This window comes from Pseudomonas moorei, assembly GCF_042846945.1.
Classification (GTDB): domain Bacteria; phylum Pseudomonadota; class Gammaproteobacteria; order Pseudomonadales; family Pseudomonadaceae; genus Aquipseudomonas; species Aquipseudomonas moorei.
In genome coordinates, this window is record NZ_AP035776.1 from 2,167,442 (window position 1) to 2,190,342 (window position 22,901).

Annotated in this window: 17 protein-coding genes and 1 tRNA gene; 15 read left to right on the top strand and 3 right to left on the bottom strand. The window is 59.8% G+C overall.

From position 1 onward, the window contains the following. The first annotated feature begins 3 nt into the window (after positions 1-3). The 7 genes from infB to ACGJAX_RS10050 all read left to right on the top strand — a co-directional run bounded on the left by infB (position 4) and on the right by ACGJAX_RS10050 (position 7,555). A complete protein-coding gene (gene infB, locus ACGJAX_RS10020) occupies positions 4-2,526 on the top strand; it encodes a translation initiation factor IF-2 (protein WP_090315942.1) in 2,523 nt (840 codons plus the stop codon). Positions 2,527-2,685: 159 nt separating this feature from the next. After that, positions 2,686-3,087: a 30S ribosome-binding factor RbfA gene (gene rbfA / locus ACGJAX_RS10025; RefSeq protein WP_034148332.1), complete on the top strand. Its 402-nt coding sequence runs from the start codon at positions 2,686-2,688 to the stop codon at positions 3,085-3,087. Positions 3,088-3,090: 3 nt separating this feature from the next. Continuing rightward, positions 3,091-4,008: a tRNA pseudouridine(55) synthase TruB gene (gene truB / locus ACGJAX_RS10030; RefSeq protein WP_047537524.1), complete on the top strand. Its 918-nt coding sequence runs from the start codon at positions 3,091-3,093 to the stop codon at positions 4,006-4,008. Between the two features lie 117 nt (positions 4,009-4,125). Then, positions 4,126-4,395 (top strand): 30S ribosomal protein S15, encoded by a 270-nt coding sequence (gene rpsO, locus ACGJAX_RS10035; RefSeq protein ID WP_046820615.1) that lies wholly within the window; start codon positions 4,126-4,128, stop codon positions 4,393-4,395. A 196-nt stretch (positions 4,396-4,591) separates the two neighbouring features. After that, positions 4,592-6,697 carry a polyribonucleotide nucleotidyltransferase gene (gene pnp / locus ACGJAX_RS10040; RefSeq protein WP_090315948.1) on the top strand — a complete coding sequence of 702 codons (2,106 nt, stop codon included), beginning with the start codon at positions 4,592-4,594 and terminating at the stop codon, positions 6,695-6,697. 139 nt (positions 6,698-6,836) lie between these two features. Continuing rightward, positions 6,837-6,912, top strand: a tRNA-Thr gene (locus ACGJAX_RS10045). A gap of 337 nt (positions 6,913-7,249) precedes the next feature. Then, positions 7,250-7,555, top strand: coding sequence for a DUF6388 family protein (locus ACGJAX_RS10050; protein ID WP_090318312.1), 306 nt, complete (start codon positions 7,250-7,252; stop codon positions 7,553-7,555). Between the two features lie 63 nt (positions 7,556-7,618). Here ACGJAX_RS10050 and nadC read toward each other — a convergent pair whose 3' ends face one another. After that, positions 7,619-8,467, bottom strand: coding sequence for a carboxylating nicotinate-nucleotide diphosphorylase (gene nadC / locus ACGJAX_RS10055; RefSeq protein WP_247257600.1), 849 nt, complete (start codon positions 8,465-8,467; stop codon positions 7,619-7,621). Between the two features lie 245 nt (positions 8,468-8,712). On the opposite strand from nadC, the gene ACGJAX_RS10060 reads away from it, so the two are divergent. The 5 genes from ACGJAX_RS10060 to ACGJAX_RS10080 all read left to right on the top strand — a co-directional run bounded on the left by ACGJAX_RS10060 (position 8,713) and on the right by ACGJAX_RS10080 (position 15,195). Beyond that, positions 8,713-10,896: a DUF1631 family protein gene (locus ACGJAX_RS10060; protein WP_390958687.1), complete on the top strand. Its 2,184-nt coding sequence runs from the start codon at positions 8,713-8,715 to the stop codon at positions 10,894-10,896. Positions 10,897-10,960: 64 nt separating this feature from the next. Then, entirely contained in the window at positions 10,961-11,536 is a 576-nt protein-coding gene (gene ampD, locus ACGJAX_RS10065; protein ID WP_390958689.1) for a 1,6-anhydro-N-acetylmuramyl-L-alanine amidase AmpD, read from the top strand. Further along, entirely contained in the window at positions 11,533-12,369 is an 837-nt protein-coding gene (gene ampE, locus ACGJAX_RS10070; protein ID WP_090315963.1) for a regulatory signaling modulator protein AmpE, read from the top strand. The genes ampD and ampE overlap by 4 nt, the downstream gene beginning before the upstream one ends. A gap of 1,500 nt (positions 12,370-13,869) precedes the next feature. Continuing rightward, positions 13,870-14,574: a methyl-accepting chemotaxis protein gene (locus ACGJAX_RS10075; RefSeq protein WP_390959841.1), complete on the top strand. Its 705-nt coding sequence runs from the start codon at positions 13,870-13,872 to the stop codon at positions 14,572-14,574. A gap of 231 nt (positions 14,575-14,805) precedes the next feature. After that, positions 14,806-15,195, top strand: coding sequence for a hypothetical protein (locus ACGJAX_RS10080; protein WP_090315969.1), 390 nt, complete (start codon positions 14,806-14,808; stop codon positions 15,193-15,195). On the opposite strand, the gene ACGJAX_RS10085 is transcribed toward ACGJAX_RS10080, so the two are convergent. Then, positions 15,196-15,972, bottom strand: coding sequence for a TatD family hydrolase (locus tag ACGJAX_RS10085; RefSeq protein ID WP_390958691.1), 777 nt, complete (start codon positions 15,970-15,972; stop codon positions 15,196-15,198). It abuts the gene before it with no gap. Positions 15,973-15,975: 3 nt separating this feature from the next. Beyond that, on the bottom strand, positions 15,976-16,971 hold the full coding sequence (gene cra / locus ACGJAX_RS10090) for a catabolite repressor/activator (RefSeq protein WP_390958693.1): 996 nt from the start codon (positions 16,969-16,971) through the stop codon (positions 15,976-15,978). 293 nt (positions 16,972-17,264) lie between these two features. On the opposite strand from cra, the gene ptsP reads away from it, so the two are divergent. The 3 genes from ptsP to ACGJAX_RS10105 are packed head-to-tail and all read left to right on the top strand — an operon-like array spanning position 17,265 to position 22,818. Next, positions 17,265-20,126 carry a phosphoenolpyruvate--protein phosphotransferase gene (gene ptsP / locus ACGJAX_RS10095; protein WP_090315978.1) on the top strand — a complete coding sequence of 954 codons (2,862 nt, stop codon included), beginning with the start codon at positions 17,265-17,267 and terminating at the stop codon, positions 20,124-20,126. Further along, positions 20,126-21,067, top strand: coding sequence for a 1-phosphofructokinase (gene pfkB, locus ACGJAX_RS10100; protein ID WP_390958695.1), 942 nt, complete (start codon positions 20,126-20,128; stop codon positions 21,065-21,067). The genes ptsP and pfkB overlap by 1 nt, the downstream gene beginning before the upstream one ends. Positions 21,068-21,078: 11 nt before the next feature. Then, the gene (locus tag ACGJAX_RS10105; RefSeq protein ID WP_090315984.1) at positions 21,079-22,818 is read left to right on the top strand and encodes a PTS fructose-like transporter subunit IIB; all 1,740 of its coding nucleotides are present in this window, start codon (positions 21,079-21,081) and stop codon (positions 22,816-22,818) included. The last annotated feature ends 83 nt before the right edge of the window (positions 22,819-22,901 follow it).

Below are 22,901 nucleotides of genomic sequence, written 5' to 3' on the forward strand. Positions count from 1 at the left end.
TGCATGACGCAAGTCACGGTGAAACAACTGGCCGATGAGGTCAAAACACCGGTAGAGCGCCTGTTGCAGCAGATGCGTGAGGCAGGTCTGCCGCACACCGCCGCCGAAGAAAGTGTGACTGACAGTGAGAAGCAATCGTTGCTGACTCACTTGAAAAGCAGCCACAAGGCGAAAGTGGAAGAACCACGCAAGATTACGCTGCAGCGTAAAACCACCAGCACCCTGCGTGTTGCTGGCAGCAAAAGCATCAGCGTTGAAGTACGCAAGAAGAAAGTCTTCGTACAGCGCAGCCCGGAAGAAATCGAAGCCGAGCGCAAGCGTGAACTGGAAGAGCGTCGCGCAGTAGAAAATGCTGCTCGTCAGAAGGCTGAAGAAGAAGCCAAGCGTCGCGCCGAAGAAGAAGCGCGTCGCCAGCCAGCTGTTGCGCCGACCGCTCCAGCCGAACCTGTTGCCGCTGCACCCGTTGCCGTGGCCGAGCCTGTGCGTGAAAGCGCTCCGGTTGTAGCTGCCGCACCGGCTGCCGACACCCGCAAGCGTGACGAACAGCGCCGTCCGGACAAACCACGTGCCGACGATAACAATCGTCGCGGTGGCGGCGATGGTGAGCGCAAAAACGCTCCGCATCGTGCTTCGGTCAAGGAAAAAGCGCCTGCTCCACGCGTTGCCCCTCGTACTACCGACGAAGAAAGCGATGGCTTCCGTCGTGGTGGTCGCGGCAAGGCCAAGCTGAAGAAGCGCAACGCCCACGGTTTCCAGAGCCCAACCGGCCCTGTCGTGCGCGAAGTGAAGATCGGCGAGACCATCACTGTGGGCGATCTGGCCCAGCAGATGTCGGTCAAGGCAGCTGAAATCATCAAGTTCATGTTCAAACTGGGTACTCCAGCGACCATCAACCAGGTTCTCGATCAGGAAACTGCTCAACTGGTTGCTGAAGAGCTGGGCCACAAAGTGACCCTGGTCAGCGACACCGCCCTGGAAGACTCCCTGGCCGAGTCCCTGAAGTTTGAAGGCGAGGCTGTTGCCCGTGCGCCAGTCGTGACCGTAATGGGCCACGTTGACCACGGTAAGACTTCCCTGCTCGACTACATCCGTCGTGCGAAGGTTGCAGCTGGCGAAGCCGGCGGCATTACTCAGCACATCGGTGCCTACCACGTTGAAACCGACCGTGGCATGGTGACGTTCCTCGACACCCCGGGCCACGCCGCGTTTACCGCGATGCGTGCCCGTGGTGCCAAGGCGACCGACATCGTGATCCTCGTCGTTGCAGCGGACGACGGCGTGATGCCGCAAACCATCGAAGCTGTTCAACACGCTCAAGCCGCGGGCGTTCCGCTGGTTGTGGCGGTGAACAAGATCGACAAGCCGGGCGCCGATCTCGATCGCATCCGTAGCGAATTGTCGGTACACGGCGTGACGTCGGAAGAGTGGGGTGGTGACACGCCATTCGTACCGGTTTCGGCGAAGATGGGTACCGGTGTCGATGAATTGCTCGAAGCCGTTCTGCTGCAAGCCGAAGTTCTGGAACTGACAGCTACGCCTTCGGCTCCTGGCCGTGGTGTGGTGGTTGAATCGCGTCTCGACAAGGGCCGTGGCCCGGTGGCGACCGTTCTGGTTCAGGACGGCACCCTGCGTCAAGGCGACATGGTGTTGGTCGGTTCCAACTACGGCCGTGTTCGCGCCATGCTCGACGAGAACGGCAAGGCCATCAAGGAAGCCGGTCCAGCCATCCCTGTCGAGATCCTCGGCCTGGACGGTACTCCGGACGCTGGCGATGAGATGAGCGTGGTTGCCGACGAGAAGAAAGCCCGTGAAGTGGCTCTGTTCCGTCAAGGCAAGTTCCGCGAAGTCAAACTGGCCCGTGCTCACGCAGGCAAGCTGGAAAACATCTTCGAAAGCATGGGTCAGGAAGAGAAGAAGACGCTCAACATCGTCCTCAAATCCGACGTCCGTGGTTCGCTGGAAGCGTTGAACGGTGCCTTGAACGGCCTGGGTAACGATGAAGTGCAGGTGCGTGTTGTCGGTGGCGGTGTCGGTGGTATCACCGAATCCGACGCCAACCTGGCACTGGCCTCCAACGCTGTACTGTTCGGCTTCAACGTGCGTGCCGATGCCGGCGCTCGCAAGATCGTCGAGCAGGAAGGTCTGGATATGCGTTACTACAACGTGATCTACGACATCATCGAAGACGTCAAGAAAGCCCTGACCGGTATGCTTGGCAGCGATGTTCGCGAGAACATCCTTGGTGTGGCCGAAGTGCGTGACGTGTTCCGTTCGCCGAAGTTTGGCGCGATCGCCGGTTGCATGGTGATCGAGGGTACTGTTCACCGTAACCGTCCAATCCGTGTACTGCGTGAAGACATCGTTATCTTCGAAGGCGAGCTGGAATCCCTGCGCCGCTTCAAGGATGACGCTTCCGAAGTACGTGCCGGCATGGAATGCGGTATCGGCGTGAAGAGCTACAACGACGTCAAAGTCGGTGACAAGATCGAAGTCTTCGAGAAGGTTCAGGTTGCTCGCAGCCTCTAACTCGCGCACTTCAAGAGCCGTGATGGGCAGCCGCATGCAAATGCACGGCGCATCACCCGGACTCTAAACGCAACGCCCGGTCTGGCTTCTGTCAGGCCGGGCGTTTGCCGCTTTCAGACCTCACGGGTTTCGCCGTGGGGCAGTAACAGGTAACAAGACATGGCAAAAGAATATAGCCGTACCCAACGTATCGGCGATCAGATGCAGCGCGAGCTGGCACAACTGATCCGTCGTGAAGTCAAAGACCCGCGCGTCGGCCTGGTCACCATTACCGCCGTGGAGGTCAGCCGTGACGTCGGTCACGCCAAGATTTTCATCACTGTGATGGGGCAGGACAGCGCCGAAGACATCGCACAGAGCATCAAGGTGCTCAACTCCGCCGCCGGTTTCCTGCGCATGCAGTTGGCTCGCGAGATGAAACTGCGCAGCGTCCCACAGTTGCACTTCCACTACGATGAAAGCGTCGTTCGTGGTGCGCACCTGTCGGCATTGATCGAGCGCGCAGTGGCTGAAGACAATCAGCATCCGGTTGCGGCAGAAGCCGAAGACACCAAGGAGTAATCGGTGGCTCAGGTCAAACGTATCCGTCGTAACGTCAGCGGTATCATCTTGCTCGACAAGCCGCTGGGATTCACCTCCAACGCGGCCTTGCAGAAGGTCCGCTGGTTGCTCAACGCCGAGAAAGCCGGACACACCGGCAGTCTCGACCCGCTGGCCACCGGTGTGTTGCCGTTGTGCTTCGGTGAGGCCACCAAGTTCTCGCAGTACCTGCTCGATTCCGACAAGGGTTACGAAACCCTGGCGCAACTGGGTAAAACCACGACCACGGCGGATGCCGAGGGCGAAGTTTTGCAGGAGCGTCCCGTGACCGTTGGTCGCTCCGATATTGAAGCGGTGTTGCCGAATTTTCGTGGGCAAATCAGTCAGATACCGCCGATGTACTCGGCTCTCAAGCGTGATGGTCAGCCGCTGTACAAGTTGGCTCGTGCTGGCGAAGTAGTGGAGCGCGAACCGCGTTCTGTTACTATTACGCGCTTGGAATTACTGGCTTTCGAAGGTGATACTGCGCGGCTGGCAGTGGATTGCAGCAAAGGCACCTATATCCGTACCCTGGTGGAGGATATCGGTGAGCAACTCGGTTGTGGCGCTTACGTTGCAGAACTGCGACGTACCCAGGCCGGGCCTTTCACGCTGGCCCAGACGGTCACCCTGGAAGAGCTGGAAGCGGTACATGCCGAAGGCGGCAACGAAGCAGTCGATCGCTTCCTGATGCCATCGGACAGCGGTCTGCTGGATTGGCCGCTGTTGCAGTTCTCGGAACATAGTTCGTTCTACTGGCTTAACGGCCAGCCGGTACGAGCTCCGGACGCACCGAAATTCGGTATGGTCCGGGTACAGGATCACAATGGTCGCTTCATCGGTATCGGTGAAGTGAGCGAAGACGGGCGCATCGCGCCGCGTCGACTGATTCGGTCAGAATGACCGGACGAGGGTGGCTGTCAACAGGCACGGTCACTACTCATTTTTAGATACAGGGATTTGTCCCTGGCCTGTTGAAACTGTTTTTCTGAAACAGTTTCCTGATAAAAGGATTGCCTCATGGCTCTCGACGTTCAAGAAAAAGCCCAAATCGTAGCTGACTACCAGCAAGCTGTTGGTGACACTGGTTCGCCAGAAGTGCAAGTTGCACTGCTGACCGCCAACATCAACAAACTGCAAGGTCACTTCAAGGCCAACGGTAAAGATCACCACTCCCGTCGTGGTCTGATCCGCATGGTAAACCAGCGTCGTAAGCTGCTGGACTACCTGAAAGGCAAAGACGTGAGCCGTTACAGCGCTCTGATCGGTCGCCTGGGTCTGCGTCGCTAATAAGCGATTGCGCTAGAGGTTGGTTGTCTGTCGTGCGTCAGCGGGTTTCCCGTTGGCACATGGCAGGCTCCCAGCCTCAAGTTTTATCTGGATACACGTTTTACCCTGGACAATCGAGTCGGGCCGATTCCCGGCGTTGCCCAAGAATTTCGCAAGAAACCAGTTCCCCCAAGAGCCACAAAGAAGGTAGGACACCGTGAACCCGGTAATCAAAAAATTCCAGTTCGGTCAGTCGACCGTTACCCTCGAGACTGGCCGTATCGCCCGTCAGGCCTCCGGCGCAGTATTGGTCACCGTTGACGACGACGTCACCGTATTGGTGACCGTAGTGGGTGCCAAGCAAGCCGATCCAGGCAAGGGCTTCTTCCCTCTGTCTGTTCACTACCAGGAAAAGACTTACGCAGCCGGTAAGATCCCTGGCGGTTTCTTCAAGCGTGAAGGCCGTCCTTCCGAGAAAGAAACCCTGACTTCCCGACTGATCGACCGTCCGATCCGTCCGCTGTTCCCAGAAGGTTTCATGAACGAAGTGCAGGTTGTCTGCACCGTTGTTTCCACCAGCAAGAAGACCGATCCGGACATCGCTGCGATGATCGGTACCTCGGCTGCACTGGCCATCTCCGGCATTCCTTTCGATGGTCCGATCGGCGCTGCCCGCGTTGCGTTCCACGAAAGCACCGGCTACCTGCTGAACCCGACTTACGAACAACTGAAAGCTTCGAGCCTGGACATGGTCGTTGCCGGTACTTCGGAAGCCGTTCTGATGGTTGAATCGGAAGCCAAAGAGCTGACCGAAGACCAGATGCTGGGCGCTGTACTGTTTGCCCACGACGAATTCCAGGCCGTTATCCAGGCCGTCAAGGAGCTGGCCGCCGAAGCTGCCAAGCCAACCTGGACCTGGGCTCCGCAAGCCGAAGCCACTGAACTGCTGGGCGCTATCCGCTCCGAGTTCGGCGAAGCGATCTCCCAGGCTTACACCATCACCGTCAAGGCCGACCGTTACGCTCGCCTGGGTGAACTGAAGGACCAGGTCGTTGCCAAGCTGTCCGGCGAAGAAGGCCAGCCTTCCGCTGCTGACGTCAAAGCTGCTTTCGGTGAAATCGAATACCGCATCGTTCGCGAAAACATCGTAAACGGCAAACCGCGTATCGATGGCCGCGACACCCGCACCGTACGTCCGCTGAACATCGAAGTCGGCGTACTGCCGAAGACTCACGGTTCGGCGCTGTTCACCCGTGGCGAAACCCAGGCTCTGGTTGTAGCAACACTGGGTACTGCCCGTGACGCACAGCTGCTGGACACCCTCGAAGGCGAGAAAAAAGACCCGTTCATGCTGCACTACAACTTCCCTCCGTTCTCGGTAGGCGAGTGTGGTCGCATGGGTGGTGCCGGTCGCCGCGAAATCGGTCACGGCCGTCTGGCCCGTCGTTCGGTTCAGGCCATGCTGCCGGCCGCTGACGTGTTCCCGTACACCATTCGGGTCGTATCGGAAATTACCGAATCCAACGGTTCGAGCTCGATGGCTTCGGTCTGCGGCGCCTCCCTCGCTCTGATGGACGCCGGCGTGCCGATGAAGGCGCCAGTTGCCGGTATCGCCATGGGTCTGGTTAAAGAAGGCGAGAAGTTCGCCGTCCTGACCGACATCCTGGGTGACGAAGACCACCTGGGCGACATGGACTTCAAAGTAGCCGGTACCGCCAAAGGCGTGACCGCGCTGCAGATGGACATCAAGATCAAGGGCATCACCGAAGAAATCATGGAAATCGCTCTGGGCCAAGCCCTGGAAGCGCGCCTGAACATTCTCGGCCAGATGAACCAGATCATTGGCCAGTCGCGTACCGAGCTGTCGGAAAACGCTCCGACCATGATCGCGATGAAGATCGACACCGACAAAATCCGTGATGTCATCGGTAAAGGCGGCGCGACCATTCGTGCGATCTGCGAAGAGACCAAGGCTTCGATCGATATCGAAGACGATGGCTCGATCAAGATCTTCGGCGAAACCAAGGAAGCAGCTGAAGCGGCACGTCAGCGCGTTCTGGGTATCACCGCAGAAGCCGAGATCGGCAAGATCTACATCGGTAAGGTTGAGCGCATCGTCGACTTCGGCGCATTCGTCAACATCCTGCCTGGCAAGGACGGCCTGGTTCACATCTCCATGCTGAGCGATGCTCGCGTTGAGAAAGTGACCGACATCCTCAAGGAAGGTCAGGAAGTGGAAGTACTGGTACTGGACGTGGATAACCGCGGCCGTATCAAGCTGTCCATCAAAGACGTGGCAGCTGCCAAGGCTTCGGGCGTTTAATCTGCTCTCCAGCCTGACCGCTTCAACGTTGTAAAAAAGACCCCGCCGTGAAAACGACGGGGTCTTTTTTTGCCTGTAAACAATCGATGCATTGGCTAAAGTTGCCGGTATGCCTTGGCGATGCTAGGTTTAGCGCACCGCCCGTGTAGCTCAGTCGGTAGAGCAGCGCACTCGTAACGCGAAGGTCGCAGGTTCGATTCCTGTCTCGGGCACCATCCCCCTGTTGTTTCGCCTTTCTGCTCAAATCCTCGATGGTACTTTTTAGTTCGTCCCTTGCGTTGCTGTCGGCGCTTTCGCTGGAACAGCTGCCGGTATGTCCGTGGGCGAGACTGAAGGTGAGGGCGGTTTATTTGTGGATTGATGTAAAGAGTCGTGTAAATCGTCTGATAAACATCCTATATTCGGAACCTGCATGAGCTTGGCCCTGCAGTTTTCAGATGATCCCGAATGGTTCTGAAGGCCAGACAAACCGGGTTGAACACGGTTATTTGCGTCAGAGAGATCCTTGATGATCCAGATCCATCTTCCATTCCCCAGATCAGCGAGAACACCATGACCGTTAAAGAATTGAGCCAGGAAGCCCGGCACGAAGAGGCACTCAAGAAGTATTTGCTGGATTCGCCCCAGCTAGCCGAAGAGATCAAGGACTTGCCAGCCGACGATCAGAAAGACCAGATCCAGTGGGCCTTCGAGGATGAGGCTGAAGCCCAGGGCCTGCAGCCGTGGGAATTGACGCTCAAGTACACATCGAGCCCGGAAGAGTACGAGGCCGCGCGCCTGGCTCTGCACAAGGAGGCGGCTGAAGTGTTGGGCGTCGAGTGGGAAGAGTACTGCGAGATGAATAATCTGGTGGTCTGAAAAAAGCGCCCGCCAGGTGCAGGAGCGAGCAAGCTCGCTCCTGCAGTTTTTCATTGCGTCTGATCAGAGACTCAGACGCATCGACAGATCGACAGCCTTCACATCCTTGGTCATTGCACCAATCGAAATGTAATCCACGCCGGTTTCAGCGATGGGCAGCAACGTGCTTTCGTTGATGCCGCCGCTGGCTTCCAGTTTTGCCTTGCCAGCGTTCAAGCGCACGGCTTCGCGCATGTCATCCAGGCTCAATTCATCAAGCATGATGATGTCGGCACCGGCCGCCAAAGCCTCTTTCAGCTCATCCAGGCTTTCCACTTCAATTTCGACCGGTTTGCCCGGGGCGATTTTGTGAGCGGCGGCAATGGCTTGTGGGATACCTCCGCAGGCGGCGATATGGTTTTCCTTGATCAGGAAGGCGTCATACAAGCCGATGCGGTGATTGTGACAACCGCCACAGGTCACGGCGTACTTTTGCGCCAGACGCAGGCCCGGCAGGGTTTTGCGAGTGTCGAGCAGCTTGACCTGGGTCTGTGCGACGAAGTCCGCCAGGTATTGCGCGCGAGTAGCCACGCCGGACAGCAGTTGCAGGAAGTTCAAGGCACTGCGTTCACCAGTCAGCAACGAGCGAGCGGGGCCTTCGAGGTGGAACAACGCCTGATTGGGTTTGACCCGTTCGCCATCGGCAACTTGCCAGTGCACCGCAACCCGTGGGTCCAGTTGGCGAAATACGGCATCGACCCAGGCGGTACCACTGATAACGGCGGCGTCGCGGGTAATGATGGTGGCTTTGGCCAGGCGTTCGGCCGGGATCAACTGGGCGGTAATGTCGCCGCTGCCGATGTCTTCGAGTAACGCGCGGCGCACGTTGGCTTCGATTTCGGCGGTCAAATCGGCGAGACGTAGATTCGGCATAACGGACTCCACAAACAAAGTGGCCCGATTATAGGGCCATGGTGCGAGGCAACCCAAGGCATCCGAGCTGTCGCCATCGCTCAGATGCCTGCATTTGGTCGATTCCCCAGGCCTGCCTGTCTTCAAGGGGGGGGCTATTTGCGCAGAAGCTGAAGAGTCCTCTGGCACAAGCGCTATCTTTTACAAGATAATTCGCCTTGTATTTGACGTCATGACTTTGACGAGCTGGATTTTCAGGAGGCCGGATGCTCAAAGACGGGAATGTAGTGCCTTTGCGCAAGGCGACTACCGATCAGGCGACACCTTCGCCGCTCGCCCGCTTGCCTGTGATCCTGCTTCAGGTTCGCGACAAGGCCACGCAACAACTTCGGCAGGGTTTGCAGGAGCTGTTCGATAACGCCGACGACATGCTTTTCGAAATGGCCGACCGCGCTCGCACCGACGTCGAGCAGAACATTTTCTTTCAGGCGATGCGCGACTTGCGCCTCAAGCGCAAAAGTATCGAGCGGGTTTTTTTCGAACAGTTCTTCGAGGCATTCATCGGTCTCGCCCGTTACGACGCCACTCATACCCTCATGGATAGGGCATTGCCGGTCGACTCCCCTGCTGCGGTGCCGGATGACGAGCTTGAGCGTCATGTGGCGGTGGCGTCGATGGCCAACAAGGTGCTCAATCGCGACGGATTCGCCCTCGATCAACTCACCGCGCGGCTCAGTACGTTGCTGGGCCGAACGCTGATCGAGCAGCACAACCCCATGGGGCCGACGATGCTCTGCGCGTTTTTCCTGCAAGCCGCGCGCAACCTCGGGGTGGAGATCAAGGTCAAGCTGATCATCCTCAAGCTGTTTGATCGCTATGTGCTCAATGGCGCCGAACAGCTCTACGCACAAGCCAACCAACTCTTGATCGCCACCGGCGTGCTGCCTGATCTCAAGCCTGCCCCGACGTGTCGTTTCGCGGATCAGGCGCCCGTTGGTGTCGCCCCTGAGTCCGGCGAAGTGCCAGGCGAATACGACAGCGTGCCGCAAGTATTCGCTGCGTTGCAGGAACTGCTGTCCCACGTCCGCGGCAGCATGACGCCGAACCTCGAAGCCAATACCCTGACCCAGCCGATCTCCAGCCGCGACCTGCTGTGTCTGCTCTCGCACCTGCAGCAATATGCGCCTGCGCCGGGTGACCACGACGACTTTGATCTACGCACGCGGTTGGCACAGTTGCTGTCGCGCAGCAGCGTCAAAAGCGGCAAGTCGCGTGTTGTCGGTGCGGCGGATGAGGACGCGATCAATCTGACCCTCATGTTGTTCGAATGCATGCTCGACGACCGTAATTTGCCCGTCTCGCTCAAGGCAATTATGGGCCGTCTGCAGATCCCGATGGTGAAAGTAGCGGTGCTCGACAAGAGTTTCTTCAGCCGCGGCAGCCATCCGGCCCGGCGTCTGCTCAACGAAATCGCCAACGCGGCCCTGGGTTGGGGCGAGTGTGATGACCATGAACGTGACAGCCTGTACATACGGATCGAGCAGGTGGTACAGCGTCTGTTGAGCGAATTTAGCGACGACCCGGCGATATTCGCCGAGCTATTGGCCGATTTCCTGGCATTCACCTGTGATGAACGTCGGCGCAGCGAATTGTTGGAACAACGTATCCGTGACGCCGAAGAAGGTCGCGTCAGAACCGTGTTGGCCCGTCAATGTGTCGAGCAAGTGTTGAATCAGGCTTTACTGGGCAAGGTATTACCGAAAACGGTGTTTGCGTTTGTCCGGGATGCCTGGAGCAAAGTCTTGCTGTTGACCTGCCTCAAACAGGGCGATCAGTCCGCACAGTGGCACGCCGATGTGCAAACCATGGAGCAACTGATTTGGAGCGTCCAGCGCCATGACGAGCCCGACGCCCGTTCACAACTGTTGGCGTTGGTACCGGGTTTGCTCAAGGCCTTGCGCGAAGGTTTGAGCGGTTCGGCATTCGACCCGTTCGCCACCAGCGAATTTTTCAGTGAGCTGCAAAACCTGCATGTGCAGTCGTTCGAGCATCTGCCGGGCTCGCCTGCCGGCACGCCGCTGTTGATCGAAGTGCGGGAAAAAATCGTTTTGCCGAGCGCCGATGTAGGCCCTGTGGAAGGCAATTCGGTACGGTTGCCGGTGGGCGATGCAGGATTGCGTCAGGTCGATCAGTTGCGTCCGGGCTGTTGGGTCGAATTCCAGGAGGATCCGGCAAACACCCTGCGTTGCAAACTGGCGGCGATCATCGAGGGCACCGGCCAATTCATCTTCATCAACCGTACCGGCATGAAGGTACTGGAACGCAGTCGCACGAGCCTGGCTCTGGAATTTCGCCAGGGTTCGGTGCGCACACTCGATGACACCCTATTGTTTGATCGGGCCCTTGAGTCGGTGATCGGCCATCTGCGGCGTCTCAATCGCGGCAAGTGATCGCGTCCCGAGGGGCTATCGCGGCATACTGGTCACTCACACAGTCGTCGTTGAAGGAACCTTTATGCAGTTGGACCCCGCAAGCGGTTGGTGTCAGGACGTGCGCCTCTGCCCCTCGCCCAACTTCAACGAGCGCCCCTCGGGCGAAATTTCCCTGCTGGTGATCCACAACATCAGCCTGCCGCCAGCGCAATTTGCCACGGGCAAGGTGCAGGAGTTTTTCCAGAATCGCCTGGATGTCACGGAGCACCCCTACTTTGAAGGGATTGCCGATCTGCGGGTGTCGGCGCATTTTCTGATTGAGCGTGATGGCGCCGTCACCCAGTTTGTCTCTTGCCTGGAGCGCGCCTGGCACGCTGGGGTTTCGATTTTCGAGGGGCGCGAGACCTGTAACGATTTTTCCGTGGGCATTGAACTCGAAGGCACGGATGATCTGCCGTTCACCGACGCCCAATATGACGCGTTGACGGGCCTGACCTTGCAGCTGCAAAGCGTCTTCCCGGCCATCACGGCACAGCGTATCTGCGGGCATAGCGACATTGCGCCCGGACGAAAGACCGATCCGGGACCGGCGTTCGACTGGGCACGCTACCGCGCGGCCCTGGCAAAGACTACATTGGGAAAAAAGGAGCAACGATGAGCTTTCTGGTGTTGCTGTTGGCAGTCTGGATCGAGAAATTCTCGGCCTTGCGCCACCGTGTACAGCGCGACGGTTTTTGGCTGCGTGAACTGGCCAGGCTTGAGGTCAGCACGCGTCTGGTCAATCGACCCTGGCTGATCCTGGCCGTGATGGTGCTGTTTCCGGTGGCGCTGCTCGGTTTGCTGTTGCTGGTGCTGACCCCGGTGGCCTACGGTCTGTTCGCATTGCCCGTGCACCTGCTGGTGGTGATTTACAGCCTGGGGCGCGGTGATCTGCTGGCTGGTCTCGGGCCGTTTCGCGATGCCTGGCGCCGGGAGGACCTGCAAGCCGCGGCCCTCGTCGCCAAACGCGATGTGGATATCTGCGCCGACAGCGGTGAACAACTGCTGGAGCGAGTGGAAGGGCATTTGCTGTGGGAGGCCTACCAGAGCTTTTTCGCGGTGATTTTCTGGTACTTCCTGTTGGGCCCGGTGGCGGCCCTGAGCTATCGATTGCTGGCGCTGGCCGAAGAGCACGGGCAAAACCCGGCCGTGGTCGAGCGCGCCAAACAACTGCGTCACGCCTTCGATTGGGTGCCGGTGCGCCTGCTGGCGGCGAGTTTCGCCCTGGTTGGCAACTTTGTCGCGGTCGGTCGTGTGATGTTGCACGAACTGCTGAACTGGAACATCAGCGCCGCTCAATTGATCGAAAAGGCCGGGCTGGTGGCCGGTGAAATTCCGGCGCCGGTGGTCGGACCTGAAGGCATTAACAACCTCGACCGCATCTGGGAGTTGCTTCTGCGAGCCGCAGTGCTCTGGTATGCGGGATTTGCCCTGTGGACGGTACTGCCCTGATCGGGTCCTGAAGACCCAAAGTTCGCAGCCAGTGATGGCTGCGAATTTTCTCGTTAACCTTTAGTTACAAAACCTCCCGTCGATTTAAGTTATACAGAGATAGCGCCGGTTAGTGGCTATTTGCTCTCGGTCTGCGCCTGCCAATAAAAATAAGAAATCAATGGGAGACTTCCAGTGAAGAGCTTGCTCTATCCCGCCGTCGCGCTTATGAATCGCCTGAGCTTTGGCATGAAGTTCAGCTTGATCAGCGTGTTGTTCCTGGTGCCGATGCTGGTGACCAACTTCTACCTGGTGCGTGACTCCTATCGCGAATTCCAGGGCACCCGTATCGAACTGCAAAGCCTCGACCTGTTGGGCAGCAGCCTGGCGTTGCGGCGCGATCTGGAAACCCTCAACAACCTGGTGCAGATCAACGTCACCCTTGGCCAGTCGGGCAAGGCGGGCAATGTCGAGTCGCAGATCAGAGCCCTGGAGCAAAGCCTTCTGACCCGCTTGCAAGGGCTGACCGCGATGAGCACGGACCCCGAACAAATCACCGTGTTCGATGCCAAGCGCGATGAAATGATCGCGGCCTTCAAGGCGCAACACAGCGAAACTTCCCTGCAAAGCAAAAGCGGGATGATCGGCAAGTTGCTGGGCAGTGCGCAGGTTTTCAGCCAGATCGTCGCCAGCCAGGCCGGACTGAGCCGCGATTCCGAGAGCGACATGCGCCAGTTGAGCGAGCTCATTACCAATGTCACCCCGCCAGTCACTCAGCTTCTGGGGGAAGGCCGCGCCACGGGCTCTTTCTCCCTGGGGCAGGGCTTTCTCAATTCGGCTTCGAGTACCCGTTTCGATGAGCTGTTGGCGCAGATCGAAAAATTACAGGGCGAATATGGCCTGAAGTTGCAGGACGCATTGGGCTCCAGCAAAGCGGCGCGGGAAACCCTGGCCGCGCAGGCCGACAGCAGCCGGGCGACATTGAAAAAGGCCAGTGAACTGTTCGAAGAACAGGTCGTGATGGCCGACACCCTCGATGCACCGTGGCAGGGTTTCTACGATCAGGTCACCGGCCTGATGGACAAGACGTATCAACTCAACGAAGCGACTCTGAAATTTCTTGGCACCCAATTGCAGCAACGCCTGGATCAGAACCGCACCCACATGGTTTTGCAGGCTGTGGCGCTGTCGGTGGTGTTTGTGCTGATTTTTTATCTCTATGGCGGCTTCTACGCCTCGACCCGCACCACCCTCAAACGCCTTGGCGGGGTGATGGATAAAGTCGCGGCCGGCGACATGACGGTGACGTTCAGCGCCAACAGCCGCGATGAACTGGGCGAGTTGGGCGAGGTGTTCAACGGCACCGTGAAGAAAATCCATGACCTGATCGAGCGCGTAGGGCAAACCGTCAGCGAGGTCGAACGCCAGGCTGGGCAAGTCGAGAATGTGTCTGCGCAAAGCAACCATGCCGTGGCTGGGCAACGCAGCCAGATCGAGCAAGTCGCCACGGCAATGAACCAGATGTCGGCCACCTCCCTCGAGGTGGCGCGCAGTGCCGCCGCGGCGGTCAGCAGTGCCCACAGTGTCAACGACGAAACCATTAGCGGGCGTGGACTGGTGGAGTCCCAGCAAGGCAGCATCGCAGCACTGGCCAGTGAAATAGATCAGTCGGTGCGGGTGATCAATCAACTGGCCAGTGATAGCCAGTCCATCAGCCGCGTGCTGGAGGTGATCAAGAGCATTGCCGAACAGACCAACCTGTTGGCGCTCAATGCTGCGATCGAAGCCGCGCGGGCTGGCGAGCAGGGGCGTGGATTCGCGGTGGTGGCAGACGAGGTCCGGACACTGGCCAAGCGTACCCAGCAATCGACCGAAGAAATCGAACAGATGATCGCTAAGCTTCACAGTGGTGTCGGCGCCGCCGTGAAGGCGATGGGTGTGAGCCATGAAATGGCCAATGGCACGGTTGGACAATCGGAAAAGGTCCAGCAGGCGCTGGAAAACATCCTCGGTGCCGTCGGCATGATCGTCGACCAGAACCAGCAGATTGCCGCAGCCGTGGAACAGCAAACGGCGGTTGCCCACGATATCGACCAGAACATTGTCGAGATCAATCGTGCCGGTGAACGAACCGCTGAAGGTGCGCACCAGACCGAGGACGCCAGTCGCGTGTTGTCGGCTCAGGTGATGGAACTCAAGCAGCTGATTAGCGCATTCCGGGTCTAGATAGGCCCCTGTGGGCTCGCTTGTTGGCGATGATGGCGTGATGGTCAATGTTGTCGATTGGCACCCCACTGTCGCGAGCAAGTCCGGTCTCACGGGTTCTATCAGTTGCTGAAAACGCTGTAATACCTTTCCCAAATTTCGTCAGGAACCTGCTGTTTTTCAGCATGTTCCTGTTTTTCATCTTCAATGAACGGAGTTTCATTTCAGTGCCCACATGGAGGAGGCCTTTCTATGTCTGTTGCAACACTTGGAATCCAGGGACGCTGCGCCCATTGCCAGCGCACGCTGCTACTTGAGTGCTGGCAGATCAATGCCATCGCAATCAACGAAGCCTTCAGCTGCACACACTGCCGAAAAGCCTTGCAACTGAACGACCCGAAACAGATCAAGCGCTTCAGGTCGCTTGATTCCCTGGCCATGTTGAAGGCCAGTCTGTTGATCATGGTTTGCACCGTATTGATGGTGGCGTTGTTGTTGGAGTGGCTGGGCAGGATCAGCGTTTGGGAGCAGCTCAACTGCTCGCTACTGGCGGTTTTCGTCTACTTCATCTCCGTCCGCTTTGCCCGTCAGCGTCAGCACATGACGTTGACGCTTGAGGCCGCCAAGGCTCACGCCGACTGATTACCAGTTGAACAACTCGCAGGCATTGGCCGTGCTGACAGCCGCCAGTTGCTCGGGGCTGATCGCCATGATGCCAGCCAGTGCTGCACAAATGGCAGGCAGGTGCGCCGGGCTGTTGCGTTGGCCGGGATACATGGCCGGTGCCATGTCGGGTGAGTCGGTTTCCAGGACCACCGATTCGAGCGGCAGCTCGGCGAGGACCCGGTGCATGCGCAATGCCTGGGGCCAGGTGGCGGCGCCGCCCAGGCCGAGCTTGAAACCGAGCTTGATGTATTCACGCGCCTCTTCCTTGCTGCCGGCGAAGGCGTGGATGATGCCGGCGCGTGGCAGGCGAAAGCGTTTGAGCGTGGCAATGACCGCCGCATGACTGCGTCGCACATGGATCAGCGCCGGCAGATTGAAATCCGCGGCCAGTTGCAGCTGTGCGTCGAACAACACTTGCTGGCGTTCGCGGTCGAGTGTTTCGATGAAGTAATCCAGGCCGATCTCGCCCACTGCGCACAACTGTCGGTGACCGGCCAGACGGCTCAGCCACTCACCGAGCTCGCTTAGATCCTCGGGCCGATGATCGTCCAGATACACGGGATGCAGGCCGAATGCGGCATGCAGGTCGGGATCGCTTTGCACCAGATCCCAGACGCGCTGCCAATTACCCTGATAAACCCCCAGCACCACCATCCTCCGTACCCCGAGGGCGCGACTTTGCGCCAGTAGTGCCTGACGATCCTGGTCGAAATCGGGAAAGTCCAGATGGGTGTGGCTGTCGATCAGCTCCACGGTTCAGTCCTGGCGGATACGCTGCTTGAAGGTGCGCGGGATGGCCTGCACGCCGGGTTGGTAATCGGACTGCTCGATGGCAGCCAGGGCCAGTGCGAGGGCCTTGTCGGCAATCAGCTGATGCTGCTGGGCCATGGCATTGACCGGCAGAGGCAGGAAGTCCAGCAACTGAGTGTCGCCGAACGTGCCGAGGCGCAACGGGCGGTTTTTCAGCGGGAAGTCGTGCAGGGCATCGAACACGCCCTGCAACAGCACATAAGACGTGGTCACCAGCGCTTCGGGTAAATGCCCTACACGCTGAAGTAACTCTTCCATCAGTTGTTTGCCGCATTCGCGGCTGAACGACTCGCCCTGTTCGATCAGCACCTCGCCGTTAAAGCCCTTCAAGGCCTCTTTGAAACCGGCGGCGCGTTCCTGGCTGATGCTCAGTTCCGGGCGGGCACCGATCAAGGCGATCTGCTTGGGCAGCGGGTCCAGCAGGCTGCGGGTCAATTGCAAACTGGCTTCGCGGTCGTCGCTGATCACCGAACAGAAGTGCTCAGGCTCCATGACCCGGTCGATCGCGATGATGGGAATGCCCTTGGCTTGCAACTGGCGATAGCTGTCATCGCCCGGCGGCAGGCAACTGGCAACGATCAGGGCATCGCAGCGGCGGGCGCGGAACAGTTTCAGCAATTGCCGTTCGCTGTCCGGCGCGTCGTCGGAACTGGCGATCAGCAACTGATAGCCGCGAGCGCGTGCGCCTTGTTCCAGCAGTTTGGCGATTCGTGCGTAACTGGGGTTTTCCAGATCCGGCAAAATGAACCCCAGGGTGCGGGTGTGCCGGCTGCGCAGCCCGGCGGCCTGGGGATTGGGCGTGAAGCCATGTTGTTCGACGACTGCACGTACGCGTTCTACGGTGGCGCTACTGATGCGCTGTTGTTCGGCCTTGCCATTGATGACGTAGCTGGCGGTGGTAACGGACACACCGGCCAACTGGGCAATATCACTGAGTTTCAACCCGGGATTTCCTTGTTTTTTCGAGCTTGCCTCGACATTTTTTGCCAATCCTAACCGATTCGCGCAGGCGATCCCGCCTTCACGCAGCCGACAAGTTGGACTTCAAGGATGGGCCATTATCGAGTAACGTGCCAATCAATCTAGATTAAACGTTTCAGCAAGCGTATTTTCTACGTTATGGGCGCCTTTGGCCGGTTCTGCCACGAAACCGCTGAAGACTGTCGCAGGACAAGCGCCTAAGCTGAATCAATCAAAACAATACCTGGTGCCAACAGGTGCCAAAAGGAGAAAGCATGCTCGAGCTCACCATAGAGCAGATATCCATGGGCCAGTCGGCTGTGGATAAGTCCGCAGCCTTGCAGTTGCTGGCCCGGCATCTGGTTACCGATGGTCTGGTTGCCGATGGTTATCTCGCGGGCTTGCAGGCGCGCGAAGCCCAGGGCTCGACCTTTCTCGGTCAAGGTATCGCCATCCCCCACGGCACCCCGGAGACCCGCGATCAGGTGTTCACCACGGGTGTGCGCCTGATGCAGTTTCCCGATGGCGTTGACTGGGGCGACGGGCAGATTGTCTACCTGGCCATTGGCATCGCCGCCAAATCCGATGAACACCTGCGCCTGCTGCAATTGCTGACCCGCGCCCTCGGCGAGACCGATCTGGGCCAGGCCCTGCGTCGCGCCAGTTCCGCCGAGGCGCTGCTGAAACTGCTGCAAGGCGCGCCGCAGGAATTGGCGCTGGATGCGCAGATGATTGGCCTGGGTGTGGCGGCCGAAGATTTCGAAGAGCTGGTCTGGCGCGGTGCGCGTTTGTTGCGTCAGGCCGACTGCGTCAGCAACGGTTTCTCCGCCGTGTTGCAACAGGTCGAGGCGTTGCCCCTGGGCGATGGGCTGTGGTGGCTGCACAGTGAGCAAACAGTGAAACGCCCCGGTCTGGCGTTCGTGACCCCGGACAAACCGCTGCGCTACCTCGGTCAGCCGCTGCACGGGTTGTTCTGCCTGGCCAGCCTGGGTGAGGCCCATCAAGCCTTGCTGGAGCGACTGTGCGCGTTATTGATTGAAGGTCGCGGCCACGAATTGGGCCGTGCCACCAGTTGCCGCGCGGTGCTTGAAGTCCTCGGCGGTGAACTGCCGGCGGACTGGCCGAATGCTCGGATCGCCCTGGCCAATGCCCACGGTTTGCATGCGCGGCCGGCGAAGATCCTCGCGCAACTGGCAAAGAGTTTTGAAGGTGAAATTCGCATCCGCATCGTCGATGGTCAGGACAGCGCGGTGTCGGTCAAGAGCCTGAGCAAGTTGCTCAGCCTGGGCGCCCGTCGTGGTCAGGTGCTGGAAATCATCGCCGAGCCGAGCATTGCCGCCGATGCCCTGCCGGCGTTGTTGGCTGCCATCGAAGAAGGCCTCGGTGAAGAAATCGAGCCGCTGCCACCCGTCAGCCAGCCGCGCGAAGAGTTTGTCGAGACCGCCCAGGTGCTGCTCGCCCCGGCGTCCGGTAGCGTGATTCAAGCCATCGCCGCCGCACCGGGTATCGCCATCGGCCCGGCGCATATTCAAGTGTTGCAAGCCATCGACTACCCGCTGCGCGGTGAGTCCGCCGCCATTGAACGCGATCGTCTCAAGCAGGCGCTGGCGGATGTGCGTCGCGACATCGGTGGTTTGATCGAGCGCAGCAAGGCCAAGGCCATTCGCGAGATCTTCGTCACCCACCAGGAAATGCTCGACGACCCGGAATTGACCGATGAAGTCGACACCCGTCTCAAGCAGGGCGAAAGCGCGGAAGCGGCCTGGATGTCGGTGATCGAAGCGGCGGCCCGGCAGCAGGAAGCGCTGCAGGACGCCTTGCTGGCCGAACGCGCTGCCGATTTGCGTGATATCGGTCGTCGGGTGTTGGCGACGCTTTGCGGAATCGAAACCCCGAGCGAACCCGAGCAACCGTACATTCTGGTGATGGACGAAGTCGGTCCATCCGACGTTGCGCGTCTGGACCCGACTCGCGTGGCAGGCATCCTCACCGCTCGCGGTGGCGCTACTGCCCACAGTGCGATCGTTGCCCGGGCGCTCGGTATTCCGGCATTGGTCGGTGCCGGTCCGGCCGTGTTGCTGCTGGCGCCGGGCACGCCGTTGCTGATCGATGGCCAACGCGGTCGCCTGCATGTGGACGCCGATAGCGCAACGCTGCAACGGGCCACTGAAGAACGCGACACCCGTGAACAACGATTGAAGGTGGCCGCTGAACAGCGCCATCAACCGGCCGTGACCCGCGACGGCCATGCGGTCGAAGTGTTTGCCAACATCGGTGAAAGCGCTGGCGTGACCGGTGCGGTGGAGCAGGGGGCCGAAGGCATTGGCCTGTTGCGCACCGAACTGATTTTCATGGCGCACCCGCAAGCCCCGGACGAGGCGACCCAGGAGGTCGAATACCGGCGTGTCCTCGATGGCCTGGCAGGCCGACCCCTGGTGGTGCGCACCCTTGATGTCGGCGGCGACAAACCGCTGCCCTATTGGCCGATCGCCAAGGAAGAAAACCCGTTTCTCGGAGTACGTGGCATTCGCCTGACCCTGCAACGGCCACACATCATGGAAGCGCAGTTGCGCGCCTTGTTGCGAGCAGCGGACAACCGTCCGCTGCGGATCATGTTCCCGATGGTCGGCAGCGTCGATGAGTGGCGCCAGGCCCGGGACATGACCGAACGCCTGCGCCTGGAAATTCCGGTCGCGGATCTGCAACTGGGGATCATGATCGAAGTGCCGTCCGCGGCATTGCTGGCGCCGGTGCTGGCCAAAGAGGTGGACTTCTTCAGCGTCGGCACCAACGACCTGACGCAATACACCCTGGCCATCGACCGTGGACATCCGACCTTGTCGGCCCAGGCCGATGGCCTGCATCCGGCGGTGTTGCAACTGATCGACATCACCGTGCGCGCCGCCCATGCCCATGGCAAGTGGGTCGGTGTCTGCGGCGAACTGGCGGCCGACCCGCTGGCGGTGCCGGTGCTGGTCGGGCTCGGTGTGGACGAGTTGAGCGTATCGGGGCGCAGCATTCCCGAGGTCAAGGCGCGGATCCGTGAACTCAGCCTGAGCCAGACGAAAACCCTTGCCCAAGCGGCGCTCGCCGTGGGCAGCGCCAACGAAGTGCGCGCATTAGTGGAGGCCCTGTAATGGCCAGGATATTAACCCTGACCCTCAACCCGGCGCTGGACCTCACCGTCCAGTTACCGCGCCTGGAACCGGGTCAGGTCAATCGCAGCGATGCGATGCACACCCACGCCGCAGGCAAAGGGTTGAACGTGGCGCAGGTGTTGGCAGACCTTGGGCATCAACTCACGGTCAGCGGATTTCTCGGCGAAGACAACCTCCAGGCCTTCGAAACCCTGTTCGCCATGCGCGGCTTTGTCGACGCGTTCATCCGCGTGCCGGGCGAGACCCGCAGCAATATCAAACTGGCGGAAAGCGATGGCCGCATCACCGACATCAATGGCCCGGGGCCGCAGGTCAGCGCGAGCGCACAGCAGGCCTTGCTGGATCGTCTTGACCGGATCGCTCCGGGGCATGACGCCGTCGTCGTCGCCGGCAGCCTGCCACAGGGCGTTAGCCCGCAATGGTTGCAGGCGTTGATTCTGCGCTTGAAAAATCTCGGTTTGAAGGTCGCGCTCGACACCAGCGGCGATGCCTTGCGCGCCGCGCTCAAGGCCGGTCCATGGCTGATCAAGCCGAACACTGAAGAGCTGGCTGAAGTGCTGGGTGGCGAGGTGGTTTCTGTCACCGCCCAGGCCGAAGCGGCGAACCGCCTGCACGCGCAGGGTATCGAGCATGTGGTGATTTCCCACGGAGCCGATGGCGTGAACTGGTTCAGTGTCGGTTCGGCGCTGCATGCCACGCCACCTAAAGTCAGCGTCGCCAGTACGGTGGGCGCTGGGGACTCGTTGCTGGCGGGGATGCTCCACGGCCTGGTCAGCGCCGATCTGCCCGAGCAGACCTTGCGCAGCGCCACGGCAATTGCCGCGATGGCCGTCACCCAGATCGGTTTCGGTATCAGCGATGCAGCGCAATTGGCGCGGCTCGAACAGGGTGTGCGCGTGCGCCCCCTGACAGAACAATAAGAGGGTTGGTCATGAAATTAGCCATTGTTACTGCCTGCCCGAACGGCATGGTCACCAGTGTGCTGTGCGCCCGTCTGCTGGATGCAGCGGCCCAGCGTCAGGGCTGGAGCACCAGTGTCGAAGTGAACGATGCGGCGCATCCTGAACGGCAATTGTCGGCGGCGACGATCGCGGCTGCCGAATGGGTATTGCTGGTGACCAGCGCCCCGGTGGACATGTCGCGATTCGTCGGCAAGCGAGTATTCCAGAGTACCCCGGCGCAAGCCCTGCAGGACGTCGAGGCGGTGTTGCGCCGTGGCGCCGAAGAGGCCCGGGTGTACGTCGCGCCTGAAGCCGTCGCAGAACCTGTTGCGGTAAGCAAAAACGCACCGCGCCTGGTCGCGATCACCGCTTGCCCGACCGGCGTCGCCCACACCTTCATGGCTGCCGAAGCCTTGCAGCAAGCAGCCAAGCGCCTGGGGTATGAGCTGCAAGTGGAAACCCAGGGTTCCGTCGGCGCGCGTAATCCGCTGAGTGCGCAAGCGATTGCCGAGGCTGATGTGGTGCTGCTGGCGTGCGATATCGAAGTCGCCACCGAGCGTTTCGCCGGCAAGAGAATTTATCGCTGCGGCACCGGCATTGCCCTCAAGCAGGCCGAAGCCACGCTGAACAAAGCGCTGGCCGAAGGCTCGCAGGAAAGCGTCGCGAGCGGTGCCAGCGGCCCGGTCAAGGCCGAGAAGACCGGCATCTACAAACACCTGCTCACCGGTGTCTCGTTCATGTTGCCGATGGTGGTGGCGGGCGGTCTGATGATTGCCTTGTCGTTTGTATTTGGCATCACTGCGTTCAAGGAGCCCGGCACGTTGGCGGCGGCGTTGATGCAGATCGGCGGCGAGACCGCGTTCAAGTTGATGGTGCCATTGCTGGCGGGCTATATCGCTTACTCCATCGCCGACCGTCCGGGTCTGGCGCCGGGGATGATCGGCGGTTTGCTGGCGAGCTCCCTCGGCGCCGGTTTTATCGGTGGGATCATTGCCGGTTTCCTTGCCGGCTACGCCGCCCAGGCGATCAATCGTTATGCACGGTTGCCGCAAAGCCTTGAGGCGCTCAAGCCGATCCTGATCATCCCGTTGCTGGCCAGTCTGTTCACGGGCCTGGTGATGATCTACGTGGTCGGCAAACCCGTGGCCGGGATGCTCGAAGGGCTCACGCATTTCCTCGACAGCATGGGCACTACCAATGCGATTCTGCTGGGCGTGTTGCTGGGCGGAATGATGTGCGTCGACCTCGGCGGGCCGATCAACAAGGCCGCTTATGCGTTCTCGGTCGGGCTGCTGGCGTCGCAGAGTTATGCACCGATGGCCGCGACCATGGCGGCTGGCATGGTGCCGCCGATCGGCCTTGGCATTGCCACGTTCATCGCCCGGCGCAAGTTTGCCCAGACTGAACGCGAGGCCGGTAAAGCGGCGCTGGTGTTGGGGTTGTGCTTCATCTCCGAAGGGGCGATTCCGTTTGCCGCCAAGGACCCGCTACGGGTGATTCCGGCGAGCATCGCCGGCGGTGCGCTGACCGGTGCGCTGTCGATGTATTTCGGCTGCAAGCTGATGGCGCCCCACGGTGGTTTATTCGTGCTGGCCATCCCGAATGCGATCAACCATGCGTTGCTGTATTTGCTGGCGATTGTGGCGGGGAGTTTGTTGACGGCGGTGGTGTATGCGCTGGTCAAGCGGCCTGAGGTGACGGAGTTGGCGATCGAGCCCGTCAGCGCCTGACTTGCACCCTGTAGGAGCGAGCCTGCTCGCGATGGACTCAAAGACGCCGCGGGGCTATCAGGTACCCCGCGTTATCGTTGACC